This window comes from Pseudomonas sp. P1_F7 (assembly GCF_056405655.1).
Genome location: NZ_JBFUBR010000010.1, coordinates 31,101 through 51,952, shown reverse-complemented (window position 1 = coordinate 51,952; position 20,852 = coordinate 31,101). Strand labels below are relative to the sequence as shown.

Here is a 20,852-nt window from a genome sequence, read left to right as displayed (position 1 = left end):
GCCCACTATGCTGAGCAAAAAGTTTCGTAACACCCTGATGTACAGTTGCATCGCAGCGATATTCGCCGCGGTCGGCTACTGGAACATCAGCCCGGAACGCTTCCTCGACAAGCCGGTAACGCCGGTCGATGAAAGCGCAATCGACTATTACGCCATCAACGCCCACAGCGTGCAGTACCTGCCGGACGGCAAGCTGCAATATGATCTGGTGTCCGACAAGGTCGAGCACCTGAAAGCGACCGAGGTGACATTGCTGACCAACCCCGACCTGAATGTATTCCGCGGCACCGAATTCCCGTGGCACGTCCAGAGCCTGCACGGCGAGGTCAACCCTGACGGCACACAGGTCGAACTGATCGATGACGTGCGTATCACGCGCTTCGACGAGAAAAACCGTAAAACCCTGATCACCAGCACCCGCATGACCGTGTTCCCGCAGCAGCAATATGCGCAGACCGAGCAAGACGTTAGAATCGACGGCGCTGGCGGTGTATCGACTGGCAAGGGAATGAAAGCGTATTTGAAAGAAAGCAGGATACACCTGCTATCGAACGTAAGAGGACAGTATGAGGCTCGTTAAAACCCTCCCGATTTTGCTCAGTCTGGGCGCAGCACTGGGAAGCGTGAGTGCCTGGGCTCTGCCGGAAGATCAACAGCAGCCTATCCGCATTCAGGCCGACGATGCCCAACTGGACGACAAGCAAGGTATTGCTACCTATAAGGGTGACGTGATCATCACCCAAGGCTCGATGAAGGTGACCGGCAACACCGTGACCATCACCCGCACCCCGACTGGCGACATCGACGTGGTGACATCGGTGGGCAACCTGGCGTACTTCGAGCAACTGCAAACCGCTGGCGATACCAAACCCGTTCAGGGCTGGGGCGTGACCATCCAGTATCACGCCACACAAAACCGGGTCGTGCTGATTGACAAGGCAAAAGTTGTCGACAAGGACAACAACGTCACCCAGGGCGAGAAAATTGTCTACGACACGGTCAAGAAGCTCGCCAGCGCCGGTCGCGCCACAGGCAGCAAGGTCACCGAGGCGCGCCCGCGTATCGACATGGTGATCCAGCCGAAGAAGAAAACCGACGAGAATAAGGCCCAGTAATGGCAACTCTGAAAGCTCAGCATCTGGCCAAGAGCTACAAGAGCCGCCAGGTCGTGCGTGACGTCAGCTTGTCCATCGACAGCGGCCAGATCGTCGGCCTGCTTGGCCCGAACGGCGCCGGCAAGACCACCTGCTTCTACATGATCGTCGGCCTGGTGCAAGCCGACCAGGGCCGCGTCCTGATCGATGACCTGGACGTCAGCCACCAGCCGATGCACGGTCGCGCAAAGGCCGGTATCGGCTACCTGCCGCAAGAAGCATCGATCTTCCGCAAACTGTCGGTGGCCGACAACATCATGGCCATCCTCGAGACCCGCAAGGAGCTCGACAAGGCCGGTCGTCGCAAGGAGCTGGAAAGCCTGCTGCAGGAATTCCACATCAGCCACATCCGCGACAACCTCGGCATGAGTCTGTCCGGTGGTGAGCGCCGTCGCGTGGAAATCGCCCGCGCCCTGGCCACCAACCCGAAATTCATCCTCCTCGACGAACCCTTCGCCGGCGTGGACCCGATTTCGGTCGGCGACATCAAGCAGATCATCTACCACCTCAAGGCCAAGGGCATTGGCGTGCTGATCACCGACCACAACGTTCGTGAAACCCTGGATATCTGTGAAACCGCCTATATCGTCAATGACGGTCAACTGATCGCCGAAGGCGACGCTGAAACCATCCTGGCCAACGACCTTGTGAAGGAAGTGTATCTGGGCCACGAATTCCGCCTGTAGGACACCGAGGTGCCAGACTGGTCGACGAGCGCTTGTCTCGATAAAAAACAACTCTTTTTTATTGTTACAGTGCTCTAGGCAAACACTACAGTTTCAGGCATATAATTTGCTTATGTTTGGCGCCCTGGCGCCCTGTAGTGGATGGCGCATGTGCGCCGGCGAATAAGGTGTTAAGCCCCTGCCATGAAACCATCGCTAGTCTTGAGAATGGGCCAGCAGCTGACGATGACACCGCAGCTGCAACAGGCCATCCGCCTGCTCCAATTGTCGACCCTGGACCTGCAACAGGAAATCCAGGAGGCCCTGGAGTCCAATCCGATGCTTGAACGCCAGGAAGAAGGCGACGACTTCGACAATTCCGACCCCTTGGCCGACAACGCCGAACAAAAGCCCAACACTGACATCCAGGAGCCCTCTTATCAGGAAAGCGCCCCGACGGTTGATAACCTCGATGAAGGTGACTGGAACGAGCGTATCCCCAACGAACTTCCCGTCGACACTGCGTGGGAAGACGTTTACCAGACCAGCGCCAGCAGCCTGCCCAGCAATGATGATGACGAGTGGGACTTCACCACCCGCACTTCGGCCGGCGAAAGCCTGCAAAGCCACCTGCTGTGGCAACTGAACCTGGCCCCGATGTCGGACACCGATCGCCTGATCGCCGTGACCCTCATCGACTGCATCAACAATCAGGGCTACCTGGACGAAACCCTCGAGGAAATCCTCGAAGCCTTCGATCCGGAACTGGACATCGAACTGGACGAAATCGAAGCCGTCCTGCACCGCATCCAGCAATTCGAGCCCGCCGGCATCGGCGCCCGCAATCTGGGCGAATGCCTGCTGCTGCAATTGCGCCAACTGCCCGCCAAGACCCCTTGGCTGGCCGAGGCCAAGCGCCTTGTCACCGATTATATCGACCTGCTTGGCAGCCGCGACTACAGCCAGTTGATGCGCCGCATGAAGCTCAAGGAAGATGAGCTGCGCCAGGTCATCGAGCTGGTCCAGAGCCTCAACCCGCGCCCGGGCTCGCAGATCGAGTCCACCGAAGCCGAGTACGTCGTTCCTGACGTTATCGTGCGCAAGGACAACGAGCGCTGGCTGGTGGAGCTGAATCAGGAGTCGGTGCCACGGCTGCGGGTCAACGCCCAGTACGCCGGTTTCGTGCGCCGCGCCGACACCAGCGCCGACAACACCTTTATGCGCAATCAGTTGCAGGAAGCCCGCTGGTTCATCAAGAGCCTGCAAAGCCGCAATGAAACCCTGATGAAGGTTGCCACCCAGATCGTCGAGCATCAGCGCGGGTTCCTCGAATATGGCGACGAAGCCATGAAGCCGCTGGTCCTGCATGACATCGCCGAAGCGGTCGGCATGCATGAGTCGACGATTTCACGGGTGACCACCCAGAAGTTCATGCACACCCCCCGGGGAATTTATGAACTGAAATATTTTTTCTCCAGTCACGTAAGCACCTCCGAAGGCGGCGAATGCTCGTCCACGGCGATCCGCGCGATCATCAAAAAACTGGTTGCCGCGGAAAATCAGAAAAAGCCGTTGAGTGACAGCAAGATCGCTGGTTTACTGGAGGCACAAGGCATTCAGGTGGCTCGCCGCACCGTCGCCAAGTACCGCGAATCCCTCGGGATCGCGCCTTCGAGCGAACGCAAGCGGTTGATGTAGAGCCACGCCACAGCGTTCCAGTGGTAGATCATCTGATCTACCGCTTTATGCACTGGCAACGAAGGAGAAGCTGTATGCAAGTCAACATCAGTGGACACCAACTGGAAGTGACCGAACCTCTTCGCACCTACATCGGCGAAAAACTCGAACGATTGGAGCGACATTTCGACAAGATCACTAACGTGCAGGTCACGATGACCGTCGAGAAGCTGAAACAGAAAATCGAAGCCACGCTGCATATTCCCGGGAATGAAGTGGTCGCCAACGCGGAACATACTGATATGTACGCCGCGATCGACGCACTCACCGACAAGCTGGATAAACAACTCAAAAAGCATAAGGAAAAGACCCAGAGCCTCCTTCAGGGCGCAACAGGTCGTTAACACTCCCAACCCATGATCCGACTTGAAAGTATCCTGACCCCCGGCCGTTCCCTGGTGAACGTGCCGGGTGGCAGTAAAAAGAAAGCCCTCGAACAAATTGCCAATCTTATCGCCCGCGAAGTGCCGGCTCTGGAGATGCAAGATGTCTTCGAGGCGCTGATTGCCCGTGAAAAACTCGGCTCCACCGGTTTTGGCAACGGCATCGCTATTCCACATTGCCGCCTCAAGGGCTGTGTTTCGCCCATCAGTGCATTGATGCACCTGGACGCCCCTATCGATTTCGACGCCATCGACGGCGCGCCGGTTGACCTGCTGTTCGTACTGCTGGTCCCGGAAGCCGCCACCGATGCGCACCTTGAGCTGCTGCGACAGATCGCCAGCATGCTCGACCGCAAGGAAGTTCGCGAAAAACTGCGTCATGCTGCAAGCAACGAAGCCCTGTATCAGGTTGTCCTGGACGAGCAAAACGGTCAGTAATCATGCGCTTGATCATCGTCAGTGGCCGTTCCGGCTCAGGTAAAAGTACCGCCCTCGACGTTCTTGAGGACAACGGCTACTACTGCATCGACAATCTGCCTGCCGGTCTGCTGCCGGAACTGGCTGAACGAGCATTGATTCATACCGAGCTAGTGCAGCCGCTGGTCGCCGTTTCCATTGACGCCCGCAACCTGCCCAGCCACCTATCCCGCTTCCCCGAGCTGCTCGAAGAAGTCCGCAGCCGCCACATCCAGTGCGATGTCCTGTACCTGGACGCCGACGAAGAAACCCTGCTAAAGCGCTTTTCGGAAACCCGCCGACGTCACCCCCTGAGCAACGCCAACCGCTCGCTGGCCGAAGCCATCAGCGTCGAGAGCGTCCTGCTCGGGCCGATTGCCGACCTCGCCGACCTCAAGATCAACACCACCAGCCTGAACCTGTATCAACTGCGCGATACCATCAAACTGCGCCTGTTGAATCAGCCAGAACCCGGCACTGCGTTCCTGGTGGAATCCTTCGGATTCAAGCGTGGCATGCCGGTGGACGCCGACCTGGTGTTCGATGTGCGCTGCCTGCCCAACCCTTACTGGAAACCGGAATTGCGCGAGCAGTCCGGGCTCGATCAACCGGTTGCCGAGTATCTGGCGGCACAGCCGGATGTCGAAGAGATGTTCCAGGACATTTCCACATACCTGCTAAAGTGGCTGCCTCGTTTTGCCGCCAGCAACCGCGCCTACGTCACCATTGCCATCGGATGCACTGGCGGACATCACCGCTCCGTCTACCTGACCGAGCGTCTGGGGCAGGCGCTGCAAAAATCCCTGAAGAACGTCCAGGTTCGCCACCGCGACCTCAGCTAAAGGATTCACACCGCGATGCCTGCTCTGGAAATCGAAATTATCAACAAGCTGGGCCTGCATGCCCGCGCTTCTGCAAAATTCGTTGGGGTGGCGGGTCAGTTCCCGTGCCAGATCCGGGCGGGTCGTACACCAGAGTCCATGGTCGATGGCAAAAGCATCATGGCGATGATGATGCTGGCCGCCGGCAAAGGCACCACGATCCACTTGAGCACAGAAGGCGAGCAGGAACAGGAAGCGCTGAATGCGCTGGTGGCGTTGATCAACAACTTCTTCGACGAAGGCGAGTAACCGCTACAGAATCCTTTCCCGGTGATTTTGTGGCGAGGGAGCTTGCTCCCGCTGGGGCGTGAAGCGGCCCCAACCCCTATCATCGCAATACATCAGATACACCGCGTTTGTGTCTAGTCCTGAAACAGGTGTAAACCCTATTCAGGACGGGACAAAGGCAATAAAAAAGGCGCGGTCCATGAGGATCGCGCCTTTTTGTACAGCGGCCCTGGCTTAGCTACCCGCCACCGTCATCCGCTCGATCAGCACCGAACCTGTGCGAATGTTGCTACGCAACTCAAGATCGTTACCCACGGCGACAATCTGTTTGAACATGTCGCGCATGTTGCCAGCGATGGTCACCTCCTGAACCGCGAACTGAATTTCGCCGTTCTCGACCCAGTAACCCGCCGCGCCCCGGGAATAATCGCCGGTGACCATGTTCAGTCCCTGGCCCATCAACTCAGTGACCAACAGCCCGCGTCCCATGCGCCGCAGCAAGGCCGCCTGGTCTTCATCGCCATGGGTGACGAACAGGTTGTGCACGCCGCCGGCGTTGGCCGTGCTCGGCATGCCGAGCTTGCGGCCGGAGTAGGTGCCGAGGATGTACGACACCAATTCGCCTTTTTCGACGAACGGTTTGGCGTAGGTCGCAAGGCCGTCGCCATCGAACGCCGCACTACCCAATGCCCGCATCAGGTGCGGACGTTCGTCGATGGTCAGCCACTCCGGAAACAGCTTCTGGCCGAGAGTGCCCTCAAGGAACGAAGACTTGCGATACAGGCTGCCGCCGGAAATCGCCGACAGGAAACTGCCGAACAGCCCCCCAGCCAACTCTGCGGAAAACAGCACCGGCACCTCGCAAGTCGGCACCGGACGCGCCCCCAGACGGCTGGCCGCCCGCTGTGCAGCGCGCTGGCCGATGCTGACCGGGTCGGCCAGAAGATTGCCCTGCCGGTTCACGTCGTACCAGTAATCGCGCTGCATCTGGCCGTCCGCTTCGGCGATCATCACGCAGCTCAGGCTGTGACGAGTCGATGCGTAACCGCCGATAAACCCGTGGCTGTTGCCGTAGACGCGGCAGCCCTGATGGGTGCTGAGGGTGGTGCCGTCGGCGTTCTTGATCCGGCTGTCGGCGGCAAACGCCGCGGCTTCACAGGCCAGGGCCTGCTCGATGGCTTGCTCCGGAGTAATGTCCCATTGATGGAACAGGTCGAAATCCTGAATATCCCGCGCCATCAGTGCGGCATCCGCCAGGCCCGAGGCTTCGTCTTCCGAAGTGTGCTTGGCGATGGCCAGTGCAGCGGCGACGGTTTCGCGAATCGCATCAGGACCGCTGGCCGAGGTGCTGGCGGAGCCTTTGCGCTGGCCGACGTACAAGGTGATACCGAAACCCTGATCACGGTTGAATTCAACGGTTTCGACTTCACGCTGGCGCACCGTGGTCGACAAACCCTGCTCCAGTGACACCGCCACTTCACAGGCACTGGCGCCCTGGCGTTTGGCTTCAGCGATGATCTGCTCGACTTGTTCCTGCAGTGCCGGCAACGCTTGTGGGCCGACGCTTTCAACTGCACTCATGCTGTTCTCCACTCAAATTCTGCTTTCGGTGACGGTCATCGAGCGACCGGGCCGGACAAGTGGCCCCCGACTGGTTATCATGGCGGCGTTTCTTAGCGGACTGCCACCATGGTTGATTCTTACGACGACTCCCTCGATACGGGAGAAAAAAGCAAATCCCAGGTCAAACGCGAGCTGCATGCTCTGGTTGACCTTGGCGAGCGCCTTACAACACTCAAGCCTGACTTGCTGGCAAAACTGCCTTTGACCGACGGAATGCGTCGGGCTCTGGCCGATGCGCCCAAGCACACCGCGAATATCGCGCGTAAACGGCACCTTCAGTTCATCGGCAAACTGATGCGCGATCAGGACACTGCCGCCATTCTGGTTCTGCTCGATCAACTCGATGCCTCCACCCGTCAATACAACGAACGCTTCCATAACCTGGAACGCTGGCGCGATCGTCTGATTGCCGGCGACGATGCCGTTCTGGAAAAATTCGTCGTCGACTACCCGGACGCGGACCGCCAGCAATTGCGCTCCCTGATCCGTCAGGCCCAGCATGAGGTTGCGCAAAACAAGCCTCCTGCTGCCCTCGCTGCTCACCCGCAGCCTCACTTCTTACGAACCCGTGCCACCCACGGTGATCGCATCAATCTTCAGCGTTGGCTGGCCGACACCCACCGGCACCGACTGCCCATCCTTGCCGCACGTGCCCACCCCGCTGTCCAGCGACAGATCATTGCCGACCATCGACACCTTGCTCATGGCTTCCGGCCCGTTGCCGATCAGGGTCGCGCCCTTGACCGGCGCAGTGATCTTGCCGTCCTCGATCAGGTACGCCTCGCTGGTGGAGAACACGAACTTGCCGCTGGTGATGTCCACCTGACCGCCACCCAGGTTGGCGCAGTAGATGCCGCGTTTCACCGAAGCGATGATTTCCGCCGGATCGCTTTCGCCAGCAAGCATGTAGGTGTTGGTCATGCGCGGCATCGGCAGGTGCGCGTAGGATTCGCGACGACCGTTACCGGTGCGGGCCACGCCCATCAGTCGCGCGTTGAGCTTGTCCTGCATGTAGCCTTTGAGCACGCCGTTTTCGATCAGCGTGGTGCACTCGGTCGGCGTGCCTTCGTCATCGACGCTCAACGAGCCACGGCGACCGGCCAGGGTGCCGTCATCGACAATGGTGCACAGCTTCGACGCAACCATTTCGCCCATGCGCCCGCTGTAAGCCGAACTGCCCTTGCGGTTGAAGTCACCTTCCAGGCCATGACCGACGGCTTCATGCAGCAGCACCCCCGACCAACCGGAACCGAGTACCACCGGCAGCGTACCGGCCGGCGCCGGAATAGCTTCAAGGTTGACCAGTGCCTGGCGCAACGCTTCACGGGCATAGCCCATGGCGCGGTCTTCGCCGAGGAAGTAACGGTAATCGGTCCGACCACCACCGCCATGGCCACCGCGCTCGCGGCGACCGTTCTGCTCGACGATCACGCTGACATTGAAACGCACCAGCGGGCGCACATCCGCCGCCAGACCGCCGTCGGTGGAAGCCACCAGAATCCGCTCCCAGACACCGGCCATGCTCACGGTGACTTGCTGGATGCGTGGGTCGAGGGCGCGGGTCGCGGCGTCGACTCGCTTGAGCAAATCGACTTTCTCGGCGCGGGTCAGCACTTCCAGCGGATTGTCCGGCGCATACAACTGCGCGACGTCCTGGCTGGTGAATGCCTGTACGGTGCCATGCTGCCCGGCCCGGGAAATCGAACGGGCGGCACGTGCCGCCGCGCCCAGGGCTTCAAGTGTGATGGCGTTGCTGTAGGCAAAACCGGTTTTTTCGCCCGATTGCGCGCGCACGCCCACACCTTGGTCAAGGTTGAAGCTGCCTTCCTTGACGATGCCGTCTTCCAGCGCCCAGGACTCGGAGATCTGCCCCTGGAAATACAGATCGGCCGCATCGATGCCCGGCCCGGCCAGATCGCCGAGTACGCCTTGCAGGCTCTCGATCGTGACGCCACCGGGCGCCAGCAGGTGTTCACTGACTGAGGACAACAACTCGCTCATATGCTTTACGCCTTAAATTCGTCGTTCTGATGCAGGTCGCTGAGCGCCCTGCGAGAAAAAGCGCCGGTGACTGGACACCGGCATCCGCGCCCGGATGGACGCCTGTTCGCTGCTGTCGCGTTCGGCCAGCAGCACGGCCTCGCCTTGATCCTGTTGTGCCAGCACACGCCCCCACGGGTCGACAATGGCGGCATGGCCAAAGGTTTCCCGCGGCCCCGGATGCGTCCCGCCCTGGGCAGCCGCGAGCACGTAACATTGCGTCTCTATGGCTCGCGCACGAATCAGCACATCCCAATGCGCCGCGCCGGTCACCGCCGTGAAGGCCGAAGGGGCGGTAATCAGTTCCGCGCCGGCCGTGCGCAATTCGCTGTACAGCTCGGGAAAGCGCAGGTCATAGCAGACCGTCAGGCCGACCCGGCCGACTGGCGTGTCCGCAACCACCACTCCGCTGCCATAAGCATAGTCATCGGATTCACGATAACGGCCGCGATTGTCCGCCACGTCGACGTCGAACAGGTGCAGCTTGTCGTAGCGCGCCACCGTTTCGCCCTGGTCATCGACCAGCAACGAACAGGCATGAGCCTTGGCCGTCGGCTGATCCATCGGCGGCAACGGCAACGTGCCGGCCACAATCCATAACTTGAGGTCGCGTGCGGTCTGTTTCAACCAGGGCAGGATCGGGCCTTCACCCAGTGCTTCGGCGCGCCCGATGTCGGCAATGTCGCGCCGGCCCATGGCGGCGAAGTTTTCCGGTAATACCGCGAGCTTCGCGCCGCCGGTGGCCGCCTGTTCGAGCAGGCGACGGGCCTGGGCCAGATTGGCCAGCACATCGCTCTGGCTGACCATTTGAATCACCGCTACAGACATGGCGCACTCCTGGAATCGTATGCGGCCATGCTACTCCATAGGCTTGCCGAGCGCCTTTTCAAAAGGATCTCAAAAAGCCTTGTCGAAGGTGATTTTCGGTTCTTTCCACGGCCCCTGGACGGTGTACTTCACACTGGCGAAACGGGCGACCCGGTCACCGATCAGCTTGTCGATCAGGAACAGCGCCCCGCCAACCGCAGGTGCACCGACGATCAGTGCGGCAATCGGCAAGTTATTGGTCACCGGCAAGGTCACCAGCAGTTTCGCATCGATCTGATCGGCGACCAGGTTCAAAGTGCCGTCGAGCTCAATGGTGCTCGAAGGGCCCGTCAGCCGGATCGGCTCACGGGTGACATACACGCCATTCGTCCCAACCAGCAGCCCCTTGACCCGGTCATAACTCAGACCTTTTCCGAACAGGTCGGAGAAATCCAGGCGCAGGCGCCGGCCGATGGAGTTGAAGTTGAGCAAACCAAATACCCGCAGCGCCTGGGCGCTGCCCTCAACTTCGACGAACTGGCCCTGATTGAGCGTCGCATCGAGTGAGCCGGAGAATCGCTTGGTCGCCACCCAGGCCGGCGAGCCGGGCCAGCGGCCATCGACATCCATGTAAAAGTCCTGGCTGGTGACGCTCGGCGCAAACCCCCAGCCCTTGAGCACATCGGCCAGATTCTTGCCACTGACGCGCCCCTTGTACCAACTTGTGCTGGCGCCGGGCACGCCTTCCCAGCCACCACTGCCCACCAACAGAATGCCCTTGAGGCCCAGGTCCAGCGAGTTGAACACGATGCCCTTGGCCGTCGGACGAATCTTCAGCGACCAGCCCCCTACCAGATCCTGTCCCTGGAATAACTGATTGATGATGATGTCCATCGCGGGGATTTTCGTCGGGTCCACCGACGCCAGTGGATCCGGCGAGTTTTCATCAGCCAGCACGGTCGGGTCCGGTGCGGGAAGGCGCACGGTTTGCAGATTGATCGTGATTGGCGTGGCCTTCGAATCGGGAAGGCTGGCACTGCCCTTGATCTGCTGGCTGTCGAGTTGCAGCGCCCAGGCGGAAGGCTTGCGCGCCAGCTGGATCGAGGCCTGATCGAGCGTGGTACCGATACCGCTGAGCTTGCCCACCTTGAAATCCGCGCCGCTGAGCAATTGCCTGGCGCTGCCGCCGGGGTCCTGCCCGGCGTATTTATCCACCAGATCCTTCCACGGGCCAACGTCCAGCTCCGACAACACGCCCTTTATCCGCAGGCCTTTGGTGCCAGGTAACACGGCCTCGCCGCCACCGAGGAACAATTCCCCGCGACCGTCGGCGAAATTGCTGGCCGGGGCCGCAAACGTGAAACTCGCCAGGTCCGCGTAGTTGACCCAATAGCGCCGCTCGTCGCCCTGCAAGGTCATGCGGAACGTCGTGTCGCGCCCGGCATCGGCGGTCATGCCGAACGGTGCAGGCAAATCGACGGCCACACCCTTGAGGTTGGAATTGACCATCAATTGGCTGTCTGCACCGTCCAGAGTCAGTTGCAGTTGATACGGAATCACGCCGCTCACCGGCAGAGGCTGGGTCACCTTCAGCCAGTCGGTCAGTTTCTTGACCTCGACCTGGCCCGACGCGGTCACCCGGGTATTGAGTTTACCCGGGCTGCCATCGGCAAAAATCTGTGCGGTGACTGGCTTGTCGAACGCCCGTGCGCTGATGTTCTGTCCGCTCAGGCCCTTGGCACTGTCGAAACGGAAGTCACCTTTGAGCTGGGTCAGTTCCAGCACAGGTTCGGCCAGTTTCAAGCGTGCCTTGGCGGTCTTGAAATCGACGAGGATCTTCGGCTCCTCGCCTTTCGCCAGCGGAATATCCAGCTTCAACTTGCCTTGCAGATCACCCTCGCCTTCCCAGCCGGCAAAGGTTGCCCCGGTGCCGATCGGCGCTTCCTGAAGGATTTTCAGGCCATCGCCCAAACCGCCGGAAAATCCGCCATCGAGGAACAAATGAACGTTCTGCCCGGCCGGCACATGGGGAATGTTGACGTAGATATCGTTGACCTGCGTGTCGAGCAACTGGCCCTTGCTGGCCAGAATCCGCACCCCGCTGTCCTCGACAAACACATCACCGCTGACCTTGCTGACATGGGGCCAGCCCGGCTGGAAGGCCAGTTCGGCATCGTGGACCTTGAAGAACAGGCTGATGCTGCGATCGACGTCCGCGGCACCATGGCTGAGCGACCCTTGATACTGGAAGAAGCCTTGATCCACCGCGCCCTTGAGAATCGCCGTGCGCAGCCATTCGTCCAGCGCCGGGCTGAGGACCGCCGGCAAGTACTTGGCGGTATAGCGACCATCCCCGTCCACCAGGCCGACCCGCAGGTCCATGTAGTCTTCCTGAGTGTGATCGAAATGCAGGCGAATCAGGAAGTCGCCGGCAATCTTGCCTTCCTCGCCCAGTACCTTCAGGTATGGCGCGATCAAGGTGAAACCTTCTTTATCGAGTTTCCAGGTCAGCCGCGCGTTGGCCTGAATGTACTGCCATGGCTTGGCGAAAATCGGGTCCAGATGCAGCATGAAATTCTTGCTGTCCATGCGCAGTTCGCCGTGCCCCAGATCACCGCTGATGCTGCCGCTGACATTTCGCGCCGCCGGTGCACCGTGATACGCGTCGAAGCCTACCTGGTCGAGGTTGGCGGCAAATTCGAACTTGCTGTCGTCAGTGGCATTGGGGCGAAAGTCGACCAGCACGTTACGCAGGCCTCCCGTGACTTTGAGCCGCTCGACGACCGTGGCAAAACCTTCCGGCAACGGCGCCATGGCGTTGAGCAGCGGGGTGAGCGGAGTGAGATCAACCCGGTCGGCTTGCAGCTGCCAGAGCTCTTCGGCTTTATCAGTGGCCGCGCTTTGCTTGAGCTGCAAATGCGTTTCCCAGCGCGTCTCGCCGAGGTTCATCGCCAGGGAGTCCAGGGTCACAGACGCGCCTTCGGCACTGCGCTGGAAGTAGCCGTTCAGGGCCAGATTGTTGATCTGGATCTGCTTGCGCTCGGCGTAGGCACCCTTGATTTGTGGTGCATTCAAACGGACCGCAGCACTTTGCAGGGCACCTTTACCCCAGGTCAGCCAAAGCTCGCCGCCGGCTTTGATCTCAGAGAAACTCCACTCTTGGGTCGCTCGCTCGGGCAACCACTTCGACCAGTCGCTTTGCGGCAGGCTTAGATAGACCTCGGCCTCACCATCCTGCCATTGGCTGGCACGAATGCGGGTACGCAGGCTCATGGCCACCGGTTGCCCGTCAGGCAGGGTCAGCCGGGCGTCGAGTCGCTGCCGGGTAGCACCTGTTTTCAGATTCAGGCCGACGTAAGTCAGCGTCAGCGGCGACTGTGCAAACGGCTGCAAGGTCACCTGGCTGTCGAGCACCGACAGTTGCTGGATCATCTGCATGCGATTGAGCAGCTGTTCCGGATCGGTTGGCTGGTCCTGCTGCACCGGTAAACCTTCCAGTGCCCATTGACCGTCGTTACCCTCCTTGACGCTGATCTTCAGGCCGCTGAGTTCCAGATGAGCGATGCGTACCTGACGTGCCAGCAGGCTGGCCCAAAGATCCGGCACCGCGCGCACCTGATCCAGGTGCAAGGCATTGGAGCCCTCGCCGACTGTCACGTCGTGAGCCATTAATATGGGGGCAAATCCACTCCAGTTGCCTTCGAGCTCGCCGATCTGCAACGGCATGCCCAAGGCATCGCGGGCTTTGGTTTCGACGTCGGCACGGTACTCGGCCACCAGCGGCGTCAGCTCCCGGCCCAGGCTGACGTAGAGCGCCATCAACACCAAAACCAACGCGCACAGGCCCAGACCCCAGCGGGTCAGTGCGGCCAAAATGCGTGTCAGACGGTCCATGTCAAGTGGCCCCCATGGCAAAAGTTTTGCAAAAAGCTGAGGCCAGCCATTCTCGAACAATCAAAACGTAACGCTTCAGAGCAGCACCACGTCATATTGTTCCTGGGAGTACATGGTTTCTACCTGGAAGCGGATGGTGCGCCCGATAAACCCTTCCAGCTCGGCGACGTTGCCCGACTCTTCGTCGAGCAGGCGGTCCACCACTTTCTGGTTTGCCAATACACGATAGCCTTCCGCCTGATAGGCGCGAGCCTCACGCAGGATTTCGCGGAAGATTTCGTAGCAGACGGTTTCCGGGGTCTTGAGCTTGCCCCGCCCCTGACAGGCATTGCACGGCTCGCACAGCACTTGTTCAAGGCTTTCGCGGGTGCGTTTGCGGGTCATCTGCACCAGGCCCAGTTCGGTGATACCGATGATGTTGGTCTTGGCGTGATCGCGCTCCAATTGCTTTTCGAGCGTGCGCAATACCTGGCGCTGGTGTTCTTCATCTTCCATGTCGATGAAGTCGATGATGATGATTCCGCCGAGGTTGCGCAGGCGCAATTGACGGGCGATGGCCGTCGCGGCTTCGAGGTTGGTCTTGAAGATGGTTTCTTCGAGGTTGCGATGGCCGACGAACGCCCCGGTGTTGACGTCGATGGTGCTCATGGCCTCCGCCGGGTCGACCACCAGATAACCGCCGGACTTGAGTGGGACCTTGCGCTCGAGTGCCTTCTGGATTTCGTCTTCGACGCCATACAGGTCGAAAATCGGCCGCTCACCGGGGTAATGCTCCAGGCGGTCGGCAATCTCGGGCATCAGTTCGGCGACGAATTGCGTGGTTTTCTGGAAGGTTTCCCGGGAGTCGATGCGGATCTTCTCGATTTTCGGGCTCACCAGGTCACGCAGGGTGCGCAGCGCCAGACCGAGGTCTTCGTAGATCACGCTAGGCGCACTGATGGTTTTGATCTGGGCGTTGATCTGATCCCAGAGCCGGCGCAGGTAACGGATGTCCATGAGGATTTCATCGGCGCCGGCACCTTCGGCTGCCGTGCGCAGGATGAAACCGCCGGCCTCCTTGATACCTTCCTTGGCCACGCAATCAGTGACCACTTGCTTGAGGCGTTCGCGCTCGGCCTCGTCTTCAATCTTCAGGGAAATGCCGACATGGGCCGTGCGTGGCATGTACACCAGGTAACGCGAAGGGATCGACAGCTGAGTGGTCAGGCGTGCGCCTTTGGAGCCGATCGGGTCCTTGGTCACTTGCACCACCAGGCTCTGGCCTTCGTGCACCAGTGCACTGATGCTCTCGACCGCCGGGCCTTCGCGCAGGGAAATCTCCGACGCATGAATGAATGCGGCGCGATCCAGGCCGATATCGACGAACGCCGCCTGCATTCCCGGCAATACCCGCACGACTTTGCCTTTATAGATGTTGCCGACGATCCCGCGCTTTTGCGTACGCTCGACATGGACCTCTTGCAGGACACCGTTTTCGACCACCGCCACGCGCGACTCCATCGGCGTGATGTTGATCAGGATCTCTTCACTCATGGCAGGGTCTCGTTCAGGCATGTTCACGATAATGGCCGCATCTGTTCAGGACGACGCTTAAAGCGCGTTCCGGGGTTGCCAACAGGGTATGCCGAAATGGCCGAGCAGTTCCGCGGTTTCGCAAAGCGGTAGTCCGACCACCGCCGAATAACTTCCATCGAGCCCGGCGACAAACACCGCACCCAGTCCTTGAATGCCATAACCGCCCGCCTTGTCCCGTGGTTCGCCGCTGGCCCAGTAGGCCACGGCTTCCTCATGACTGATATCCCGAAAACGCACGCGACTGGTGACCACCCGGGACTCGCAACGTTCGCCATCGAGCACGGCAATCGCGGTCAGGACCTCATGCTCACACCCTGACAACATCATCAGCATGGCGCATGCATCCGCTTGATCAACCGGTTTGCCGAGAATTTTTCCGCCCTGTACCACGGCGGTATCGGCGCCGAGTACACAGAACGGGCCATCGGTTACGACAGCGCCGCGCCCGGCCTCGGCCTTGCCGCGCGCCAGACGCTCGACATAGGCTGATGGGGTTTCTTGGAGTACAGGGGTTTCATCGATATCCGCACTGACGGCGGAAAACGGTACGCCAATCTGCGTGAGCAATTCACGCCGACGCGGCGAGCCAGAGGCGAGGTACAACCGTTTCATCAAGACCTCTCCCTGTCCAATGCCTGAGCGAATTAATTGATTTTGTAGCGCCGACGCAATCCGCGCAAACCGAAACTGATCCAGGGCCAGAGCAATGCACTGACCAGTGCCGGCAGCACCAGTGCCAGCGTTGGCTGACGATTGCCGGTCAAGGCACTGAGCCAAAGTTGTACAAGCTGGGCGAGACCGAAGATCACCAGGATCACCAGGCTCTGCTGCCACATCGGGAACATCCGCAGACGTTGCTGCAGCGCCAGCACCAGATAGGTGATGAGGGTCAGGATCAAGGCATTCTGACCCAGCAAGGTACCGTAGAGCACGTCTTCAGCCAGCCCCAGGCAAAACGCCGTCACCATCCCGACGGTCTGCGGCAGGTTCAACGCCCAGAATGCCAGCAACAAGGCCAGCCACAGCGGGCGCAGGATTTCCATGAATTGCGGCAGAGGCGAAACACTCAGCAGCAGGCCGACGGCGAACGTCAACCAGACTATCCAGCCGTTTCGGGATGCTTTCACACCGCCCATTATTCTCTCCCCACTGGAGTGGCCGGCGCGGAGACTGGCGGTTTGGCGGCAGGCTTCGCGGCAGCGGGTTTAGCCGCCGGCGGTTTAGTGGCCGCAGGCTTGGCTGGCGTGGTGGTTGGCTTGGCTGGCGCAGTGGCCGCAGGCGCCGCCGAGACAGGAGTCGCCGGTGCGGCAGCCGGTGCAGCGGGAACTGCGGGGTTGACCAGTTTCGGCACCGTCGCCGGAATGATCGGGCCACCGCCCTGTGCATCCAGGTTTTCCTGGGCCTGGGCGGCGTCGTTGGCGCGCTCTTCGGCAGTCCGGTTGTCGCTGAACACCAGCAGCAGGTAACGGCTGCGGTTCAAGGCGGCAGTCGGAATGGCGCGGACAATGGCAAACGGCTGGCCGGAATCATGAATCACCTCCTTGACCGTCGCCACCGGGTAACCGGCCGGGAAACGCTGGCCGAGACCGGAGCTGACCAGCAAATCGCCTTCCTTGATATCGGCGGTATCGGCCACATGCCGCAGCTCGAGACGTTCCGGGTTGCCGGTGCCGCTGGCAATCGCCCGCAAGCCGTTGCGGTTCACCTGCACCGGAATGCTGTGAGTGGTATCGGTCAGCAGCAAGACGCGGGAGGTGTAGGGCATCAACTCGACCACCTGGCCCATCAGGCCACGGGCATCGAGTACCGGCTGGCCGAGGACCACACCGTCGCGCTCACCTTTGTTGATGATGATGCGATGGGTGAAGGGGTTGGGATCCATGCCGATCAATTCGGCCACTTCGACCTTCTCGTTGACCAGTGCCGAAGAGTTGAGCAACTCGCGCAGCCGGACGTTCTGCTCGGTCAGGGCGGCAAGCTTCTGCATGCGCCCCTGCAACAGCAGGTTTTCAGTCTTGAGTTTTTCGTTTTCGGCGACGAGCTCGGTCCGGCTGCCAAACTGACTGGCAACGCCTTCCCACAGTCGTCCGGGCAGGTCGGTGATCCAGTAGGCGTCCATCAGCACCAGCGACATCTGGCTGCGTGCAGGCTTGAGCAGACTGAAGCGGGCATCGACCACCATCAGCGCGACCGATAGCACGACCAGCACCAACAGGCGCACGCCCAGTGAAGGGCCCTTGGTGAAAAGCGGTTTAATAAGCCGCTCCTCCCAGGCAAATGTTCTGTTTATTCATACGGCAGCAATCCGGCCTGGATGCAGACTGACAGAAGATAAACGCGAACAGGCAGCACTGCAAAGTGCCGCCTGCGCGCTCAACAGCATAGAGGCAATCCGGCGACTTATTCGCTGGAAAGCAGGTCCATGGTGTGTTTATCCATCATTTCCAATGCACGGCCACCGCCGCGAGCAACGCAGGTCAGCGGGTCTTCGGCAACGATCACCGGCAGACCGGTTTCCTGGGCCAGCAACTTGTCCAAGTCACGCAGCAAGGCGCCACCACCGGTCAGTACCAGGCCACGCTCGGCGATGTCGGAAGCCAGTTCCGGCGGCGATTGCTCCAGGGCGCTTTTCACAGCCTGAACGATGGTTGCCAGGGACTCTTGCAGAGCTTCCAGCACTTCGTTGGAGTTCAGGGTGAATGCGCGTGGAACGCCTTCGGCCAGGTTACGGCCACGAACGTCGACTTCGCGAACTTCGCCGCCCGGGTAGGCGGTACCGATTTCCTGCTTGATGCGCTCGGCAGTGGATTCACCGATCAGGCTGCCGTAGTTGCGACGCACGTAGGTGATGATCGCTTCGTCGAAGCGGTCGCCGCCAACGCGCACGGATTCGGCGTAAACCACACCGTTCAGGGAGATCAGCGCGATTTCGGTGGTACCGCCACCGATATCCACGACCATCGAACCGCGAGCTTCTTCTACCGGCAGGCCCGCACCGATCGCAGCAGCCATTGGCTCTTCGATCAGGAACACTTCACGGGCACCGGCACCGAGGGCCGATTCACGAATGGCACGACGCTCAACCTGGGTGGATTTGCACGGAACGCAGATCAACACGCGAGGGCTAGGCTGCAGGAAGCTGTTTTCGTGAACCTTGTTGATGAAATACTGCAGCATTTTTTCGCAAACGCTGAAGTCGGCGATTACACCGTCCTTCATCGGACGAATGGCAGCAATGTTGCCCGGCGTACGACCCAGCATGCGCTTGGCTTCGGTGCCGACAGCAACGACACTTTTCTGGTTACCGTGTGTCCGAATGGCCACAACCGATGGCTCATTCAGGACGATACCGCGCTCGCGCACGTAAATAAGGGTGTTGGCAGTGCCCAGGTCAATGGAAAGATCGCTGGAAAACATGCCACGCAGTTTCTTGAACATGGGAAAGGGACCCTAGGCAACGCGTGGGTAAAAAAGTGCGGCAAACTCTAACAACGACAGGGATTTTGGGCAAGGCGCCAATATGTTAAATTGGCCGCTTTTCTGTGCACCAAGCCCCACAATCGCGGCCTTATGACCGTAGAAGTGCGGTAGTGTTCCGACAATCTAACACACGGACGCCGTCCGTTTTGTTTTCCACTGGAGAATCCCAATGGCGCTTGAACGCTCCGACGTGGAAAAAATCGCTCATCTGGCCTGCCTTGGCCTCAATGATGCCGATCTTCCACACATCACTTCGGCCCTCAACAGCATTCTCGGGCTGGTCGACGAAATGCAGGCGGTCAATACCGACGGTATCGAGCCGCTGGCCCACCCACTGGAAGCCAGCCAGCGCCTGCGTGCAGACGTTGTGACCGAGACCAATCACCGCGAGGCCTACCAGTCCATCGCACCAGCGGTCGAAAACGGCCTGTACCTGGTTCCGAAAGTCATCGACTAATAGGGAAAGAGCCTGCAATGCATCAATTGACTCTGGCCGAGATCGCCCGCGGACTCGCCGATAAAAAGTTTTCCTCCGAAGAGCTGACCAAAGTCCTGCTGGCGCGCATCGCCCAGCTCGATCCGCAGCTCAACAGTTTCATCAGCCTCACCGAGGACCTGGCGCTCACGCAGGCGAAAGCCGCCGACGCCCGTCGGGCCAACGGTGAGAGCGGCGCCCTGCTCGGCGCGCCGATCGCCCACAAAGACCTGTTCTGCACCCAGGGCATTCGCACCAGCTGCGGCTCGAAGATGCTCGACAACTTCAAGGCACCGTACGACGCCACCGTCGTCGCCAAGCTGGCCGCTGCCGGCGCCGTGACCCTGGGCAAGACCAACATGGACGAATTCGCCATGGGTTCGGCCAACGAGTCGAGTTACTACGGCGCGGTGAAAAACCCGTGGAACCTGGAACACGTGCCGGGCGGTTCGTCCGGCGGCTCCGCTGCGGCGGTTGCCGCTCGTCTGTTGCCGGCAGCCACCGGCACCGACACGGGCGGTTCGATCCGTCAGCCTGCGGCCCTGACCAACCTCACCGGCCTGAAACCGACCTACGGTCGTGTTTCGCGTTGGGGCATGATTGCCTACGCATCCAGCCTCGACCAGGGCGGCCCGATGGCACGCACTGCCGAAGACTGCGCAATATTGTTGCAAGGTATGGCCGGCTTCGACCCGAACGACTCCACCAGCATCGATGAACCCGTGCCGGACTACTGCGCCAGCCTCAACGGCTCACTGCAAGGCCTGCGCATCGGCGTACCTAAAGAGTATTTCAGCGCCGGTCTCGACCCACGCATCGCGGACCTGGTCATGGCCAGCGTTGAAGAGCTGAAAAAGCTCGGCGCCGTGGTCAAGGAAATCAGCCTGCCGAACATGCAGCACGCGATTCCTGCGTACTACGTGATCGCCCCGGCGGAAGCGTCTTCCAACCTGTCGCGTTTCGACGGCGTGCGTTTCGGCTATCGCTGCGAAGACCCGAAAAATCTGGAAGACCTGTACAAGCGTTCCCGTGGCGAAGGTTTCGGCCCGGAAGTGCAGCGCCGGATCATGGTCGGTGCCTACGCGCTGTCGGCCGGTTATTACGACGCTTACTACCTGAAAGCGCAGAAGATCCGTCGCCTGATCAAGAACGACTTCATGGCGGCCTTTAATGAGGTCGACATTATCCTCGGCCCAACCACGCCGAACCCGGCCTGGAAGCTCGGCGCCAAGAACAGCGACCCGGTCGCTGCCTACCTGGAAGACGTCTACACCATCACCGCCAACCTCGCCGGTCTGCCAGGCCTGTCGATGCCAGCCGGTTTTGTCGATGGTCTGCCGGTCGGCGTGCAACTGCTCGCCCCGTATTTCCAGGAAGGCCGCCTGTTGAACGTTGCCCACCAGTATCAGCTCAACACTGACTGGCACACCCGCACCCCAACCGGCTTCTGAGGA

The 20,852-nt window shown here is 60.3% G+C and carries 19 protein-coding genes and 1 pseudogene; 11 read left to right on the top strand and 9 right to left on the bottom strand.

The window, feature by feature from the left end; all coding sequences use genetic code 11:
• The first annotated feature begins 7 nt into the window (after positions 1–7).
• The 8 genes from lptC to AC1D1M_RS15590 all read left to right on the top strand — a co-directional run bounded on the left by lptC (position 8) and on the right by AC1D1M_RS15590 (position 5,525).
• The gene (gene lptC / locus AC1D1M_RS15625; protein WP_046040050.1) at positions 8–580 is read left to right on the top strand and encodes an LPS export ABC transporter periplasmic protein LptC; all 573 of its coding nucleotides are present in this window, start codon (positions 8–10) and stop codon (positions 578–580) included.
• Positions 567–1,115: a lipopolysaccharide transport periplasmic protein LptA gene (gene lptA, locus AC1D1M_RS15620; RefSeq protein ID WP_277534601.1), complete on the top strand. Its 549-nt coding sequence runs from the start codon at positions 567–569 to the stop codon at positions 1,113–1,115. Before lptC ends, lptA begins: the two co-directional genes overlap by 14 nt.
• Positions 1,115–1,840, top strand: coding sequence for an LPS export ABC transporter ATP-binding protein (gene lptB / locus AC1D1M_RS15615; protein ID WP_007970262.1), 726 nt, complete (start codon positions 1,115–1,117; stop codon positions 1,838–1,840). Before lptA ends, lptB begins: the two co-directional genes overlap by 1 nt.
• Positions 1,841–2,023: 183 nt before the next feature.
• Entirely contained in the window at positions 2,024–3,517 is a 1,494-nt protein-coding gene (locus AC1D1M_RS15610; RefSeq protein ID WP_015093497.1) for an RNA polymerase factor sigma-54, read from the top strand.
• A gap of 74 nt (positions 3,518–3,591) precedes the next feature.
• Positions 3,592–3,900, top strand: a complete 309-nt coding sequence (gene hpf / locus AC1D1M_RS15605) for a ribosome hibernation-promoting factor, HPF/YfiA family (protein WP_007941242.1) — start codon at positions 3,592–3,594, stop codon at positions 3,898–3,900.
• A 12-nt stretch (positions 3,901–3,912) separates the two neighbouring features.
• A complete protein-coding gene (gene ptsN / locus AC1D1M_RS15600; protein WP_477776342.1) occupies positions 3,913–4,377 on the top strand; it encodes a PTS IIA-like nitrogen regulatory protein PtsN in 465 nt (154 codons plus the stop codon).
• A 2-nt stretch (positions 4,378–4,379) separates the two neighbouring features.
• Positions 4,380–5,237, top strand: a complete 858-nt coding sequence (gene rapZ / locus AC1D1M_RS15595) for an RNase adapter RapZ (RefSeq protein ID WP_477776341.1) — start codon at positions 4,380–4,382, stop codon at positions 5,235–5,237.
• A 15-nt stretch (positions 5,238–5,252) separates the two neighbouring features.
• The gene (locus tag AC1D1M_RS15590; protein ID WP_046040042.1) at positions 5,253–5,525 is read left to right on the top strand and encodes an HPr family phosphocarrier protein; all 273 of its coding nucleotides are present in this window, start codon (positions 5,253–5,255) and stop codon (positions 5,523–5,525) included.
• Between the two features lie 213 nt (positions 5,526–5,738).
• On the opposite strand, the gene pmbA is transcribed toward AC1D1M_RS15590, so the two are convergent.
• Positions 5,739–7,085 (bottom strand): metalloprotease PmbA, encoded by a 1,347-nt coding sequence (pmbA, locus tag AC1D1M_RS15585; protein ID WP_477776340.1) that lies wholly within the window; start codon positions 7,083–7,085, stop codon positions 5,739–5,741.
• Positions 7,086–7,193: 108 nt separating this feature from the next.
• On the opposite strand from pmbA, the pseudogene yjgA reads away from it, so the two are divergent.
• Positions 7,194–7,655: pseudogene (gene yjgA / locus AC1D1M_RS15580) on the top strand (ribosome biogenesis factor YjgA); the annotation flags it as partial.
• Positions 7,656–7,685: 30 nt separating this feature from the next.
• Here yjgA and tldD read toward each other — a convergent pair.
• The 8 genes from tldD to mreB form a co-directional block, all read right to left on the bottom strand.
• Positions 7,686–9,128 (bottom strand): metalloprotease TldD, encoded by a 1,443-nt coding sequence (tldD, locus tag AC1D1M_RS15575; protein ID WP_046040036.1) that lies wholly within the window; start codon positions 9,126–9,128, stop codon positions 7,686–7,688.
• Positions 9,129–9,140: 12 nt separating this feature from the next.
• Positions 9,141–9,995, bottom strand: coding sequence for a carbon-nitrogen hydrolase family protein (locus AC1D1M_RS15570; RefSeq protein WP_477776339.1), 855 nt, complete (start codon positions 9,993–9,995; stop codon positions 9,141–9,143).
• Between the two features lie 69 nt (positions 9,996–10,064).
• Positions 10,065–13,868: a YhdP family protein gene (locus AC1D1M_RS15565; protein WP_477776338.1), complete on the bottom strand. Its 3,804-nt coding sequence runs from the start codon at positions 13,866–13,868 to the stop codon at positions 10,065–10,067.
• A gap of 75 nt (positions 13,869–13,943) precedes the next feature.
• Positions 13,944–15,401, bottom strand: coding sequence for a ribonuclease G (rng, locus tag AC1D1M_RS15560; protein WP_008018726.1), 1,458 nt, complete (start codon positions 15,399–15,401; stop codon positions 13,944–13,946).
• A 57-nt stretch (positions 15,402–15,458) separates the two neighbouring features.
• Positions 15,459–16,055 (bottom strand): Maf family protein, encoded by a 597-nt coding sequence (locus AC1D1M_RS15555; protein WP_477776337.1) that lies wholly within the window; start codon positions 16,053–16,055, stop codon positions 15,459–15,461.
• Between the two features lie 32 nt (positions 16,056–16,087).
• Positions 16,088–16,579: a rod shape-determining protein MreD gene (gene mreD, locus AC1D1M_RS15550; RefSeq protein WP_007970244.1), complete on the bottom strand. Its 492-nt coding sequence runs from the start codon at positions 16,577–16,579 to the stop codon at positions 16,088–16,090.
• Entirely contained in the window at positions 16,579–17,700 is a 1,122-nt protein-coding gene (gene mreC / locus AC1D1M_RS15545) for a rod shape-determining protein MreC (protein ID WP_477776547.1), read from the bottom strand. Before mreC ends, mreD begins: the two co-directional genes overlap by 1 nt.
• Positions 17,701–17,843: 143 nt before the next feature.
• A complete protein-coding gene (mreB, locus tag AC1D1M_RS15540) occupies positions 17,844–18,881 on the bottom strand; it encodes a rod shape-determining protein MreB (protein ID WP_002555108.1) in 1,038 nt (345 codons plus the stop codon).
• Positions 18,882–19,092: 211 nt separating this feature from the next.
• Between mreB and gatC the strand changes: the two genes are divergently transcribed.
• Together gatC and gatA are read left to right on the top strand one after the other, a co-directional pair.
• Positions 19,093–19,380 carry an Asp-tRNA(Asn)/Glu-tRNA(Gln) amidotransferase subunit GatC gene (gene gatC / locus AC1D1M_RS15535; protein ID WP_007901429.1) on the top strand — a complete coding sequence of 96 codons (288 nt, stop codon included), beginning with the start codon at positions 19,093–19,095 and terminating at the stop codon, positions 19,378–19,380.
• A gap of 17 nt (positions 19,381–19,397) precedes the next feature.
• A complete protein-coding gene (gene gatA, locus AC1D1M_RS15530; protein WP_477776336.1) occupies positions 19,398–20,849 on the top strand; it encodes an Asp-tRNA(Asn)/Glu-tRNA(Gln) amidotransferase subunit GatA in 1,452 nt (483 codons plus the stop codon).
• Positions 20,850–20,852 lie beyond the last annotated feature (3 nt).

Bases quoted from the DNA above. Each gene is read 5' to 3' on its own strand.
- lptC (WP_046040050.1), top strand. From the start codon at position 8: ATGCTGAGCAAAAAGTTTCGTAACACCCTGATGTACAGTTGCATCGCA.
- lptA (WP_277534601.1), top strand. From the start codon at position 567: ATGAGGCTCGTTAAAACCCTCCCGATTTTGCTCAGTCTGGGCGCAGCA.
- lptB (WP_007970262.1), top strand. From the start codon at position 1,115: ATGGCAACTCTGAAAGCTCAGCATCTGGCCAAGAGCTACAAGAGCCGC.
- AC1D1M_RS15610 (WP_015093497.1), top strand. From the start codon at position 2,024: ATGAAACCATCGCTAGTCTTGAGAATGGGCCAGCAGCTGACGATGACA.
- hpf (WP_007941242.1), top strand. From the start codon at position 3,592: ATGCAAGTCAACATCAGTGGACACCAACTGGAAGTGACCGAACCTCTT.
- ptsN (WP_477776342.1), top strand. From the start codon at position 3,913: ATGATCCGACTTGAAAGTATCCTGACCCCCGGCCGTTCCCTGGTGAAC.
- rapZ (WP_477776341.1), top strand. From the start codon at position 4,380: ATGCGCTTGATCATCGTCAGTGGCCGTTCCGGCTCAGGTAAAAGTACC.
- AC1D1M_RS15590 (WP_046040042.1), top strand. From the start codon at position 5,253: ATGCCTGCTCTGGAAATCGAAATTATCAACAAGCTGGGCCTGCATGCC.
- pmbA (WP_477776340.1), bottom strand. From the start codon at position 7,085: ATGAGTGCAGTTGAAAGCGTCGGCCCACAAGCGTTGCCGGCACTGCAG.
- tldD (WP_046040036.1), bottom strand. From the start codon at position 9,128: ATGAGCGAGTTGTTGTCCTCAGTCAGTGAACACCTGCTGGCGCCCGGT.
- AC1D1M_RS15570 (WP_477776339.1), bottom strand. From the start codon at position 9,995: ATGTCTGTAGCGGTGATTCAAATGGTCAGCCAGAGCGATGTGCTGGCC.
- AC1D1M_RS15565 (WP_477776338.1), bottom strand. From the start codon at position 13,868: ATGGACCGTCTGACACGCATTTTGGCCGCACTGACCCGCTGGGGTCTG.
- rng (WP_008018726.1), bottom strand. From the start codon at position 15,401: ATGAGTGAAGAGATCCTGATCAACATCACGCCGATGGAGTCGCGCGTG.
- AC1D1M_RS15555 (WP_477776337.1), bottom strand. From the start codon at position 16,055: ATGAAACGGTTGTACCTCGCCTCTGGCTCGCCGCGTCGGCGTGAATTG.
- mreD (WP_007970244.1), bottom strand. From the start codon at position 16,579: ATGGGCGGTGTGAAAGCATCCCGAAACGGCTGGATAGTCTGGTTGACG.
- mreB (WP_002555108.1), bottom strand. From the start codon at position 18,881: ATGTTCAAGAAACTGCGTGGCATGTTTTCCAGCGATCTTTCCATTGAC.
- gatC (WP_007901429.1), top strand. From the start codon at position 19,093: ATGGCGCTTGAACGCTCCGACGTGGAAAAAATCGCTCATCTGGCCTGC.
- gatA (WP_477776336.1), top strand. From the start codon at position 19,398: ATGCATCAATTGACTCTGGCCGAGATCGCCCGCGGACTCGCCGATAAA.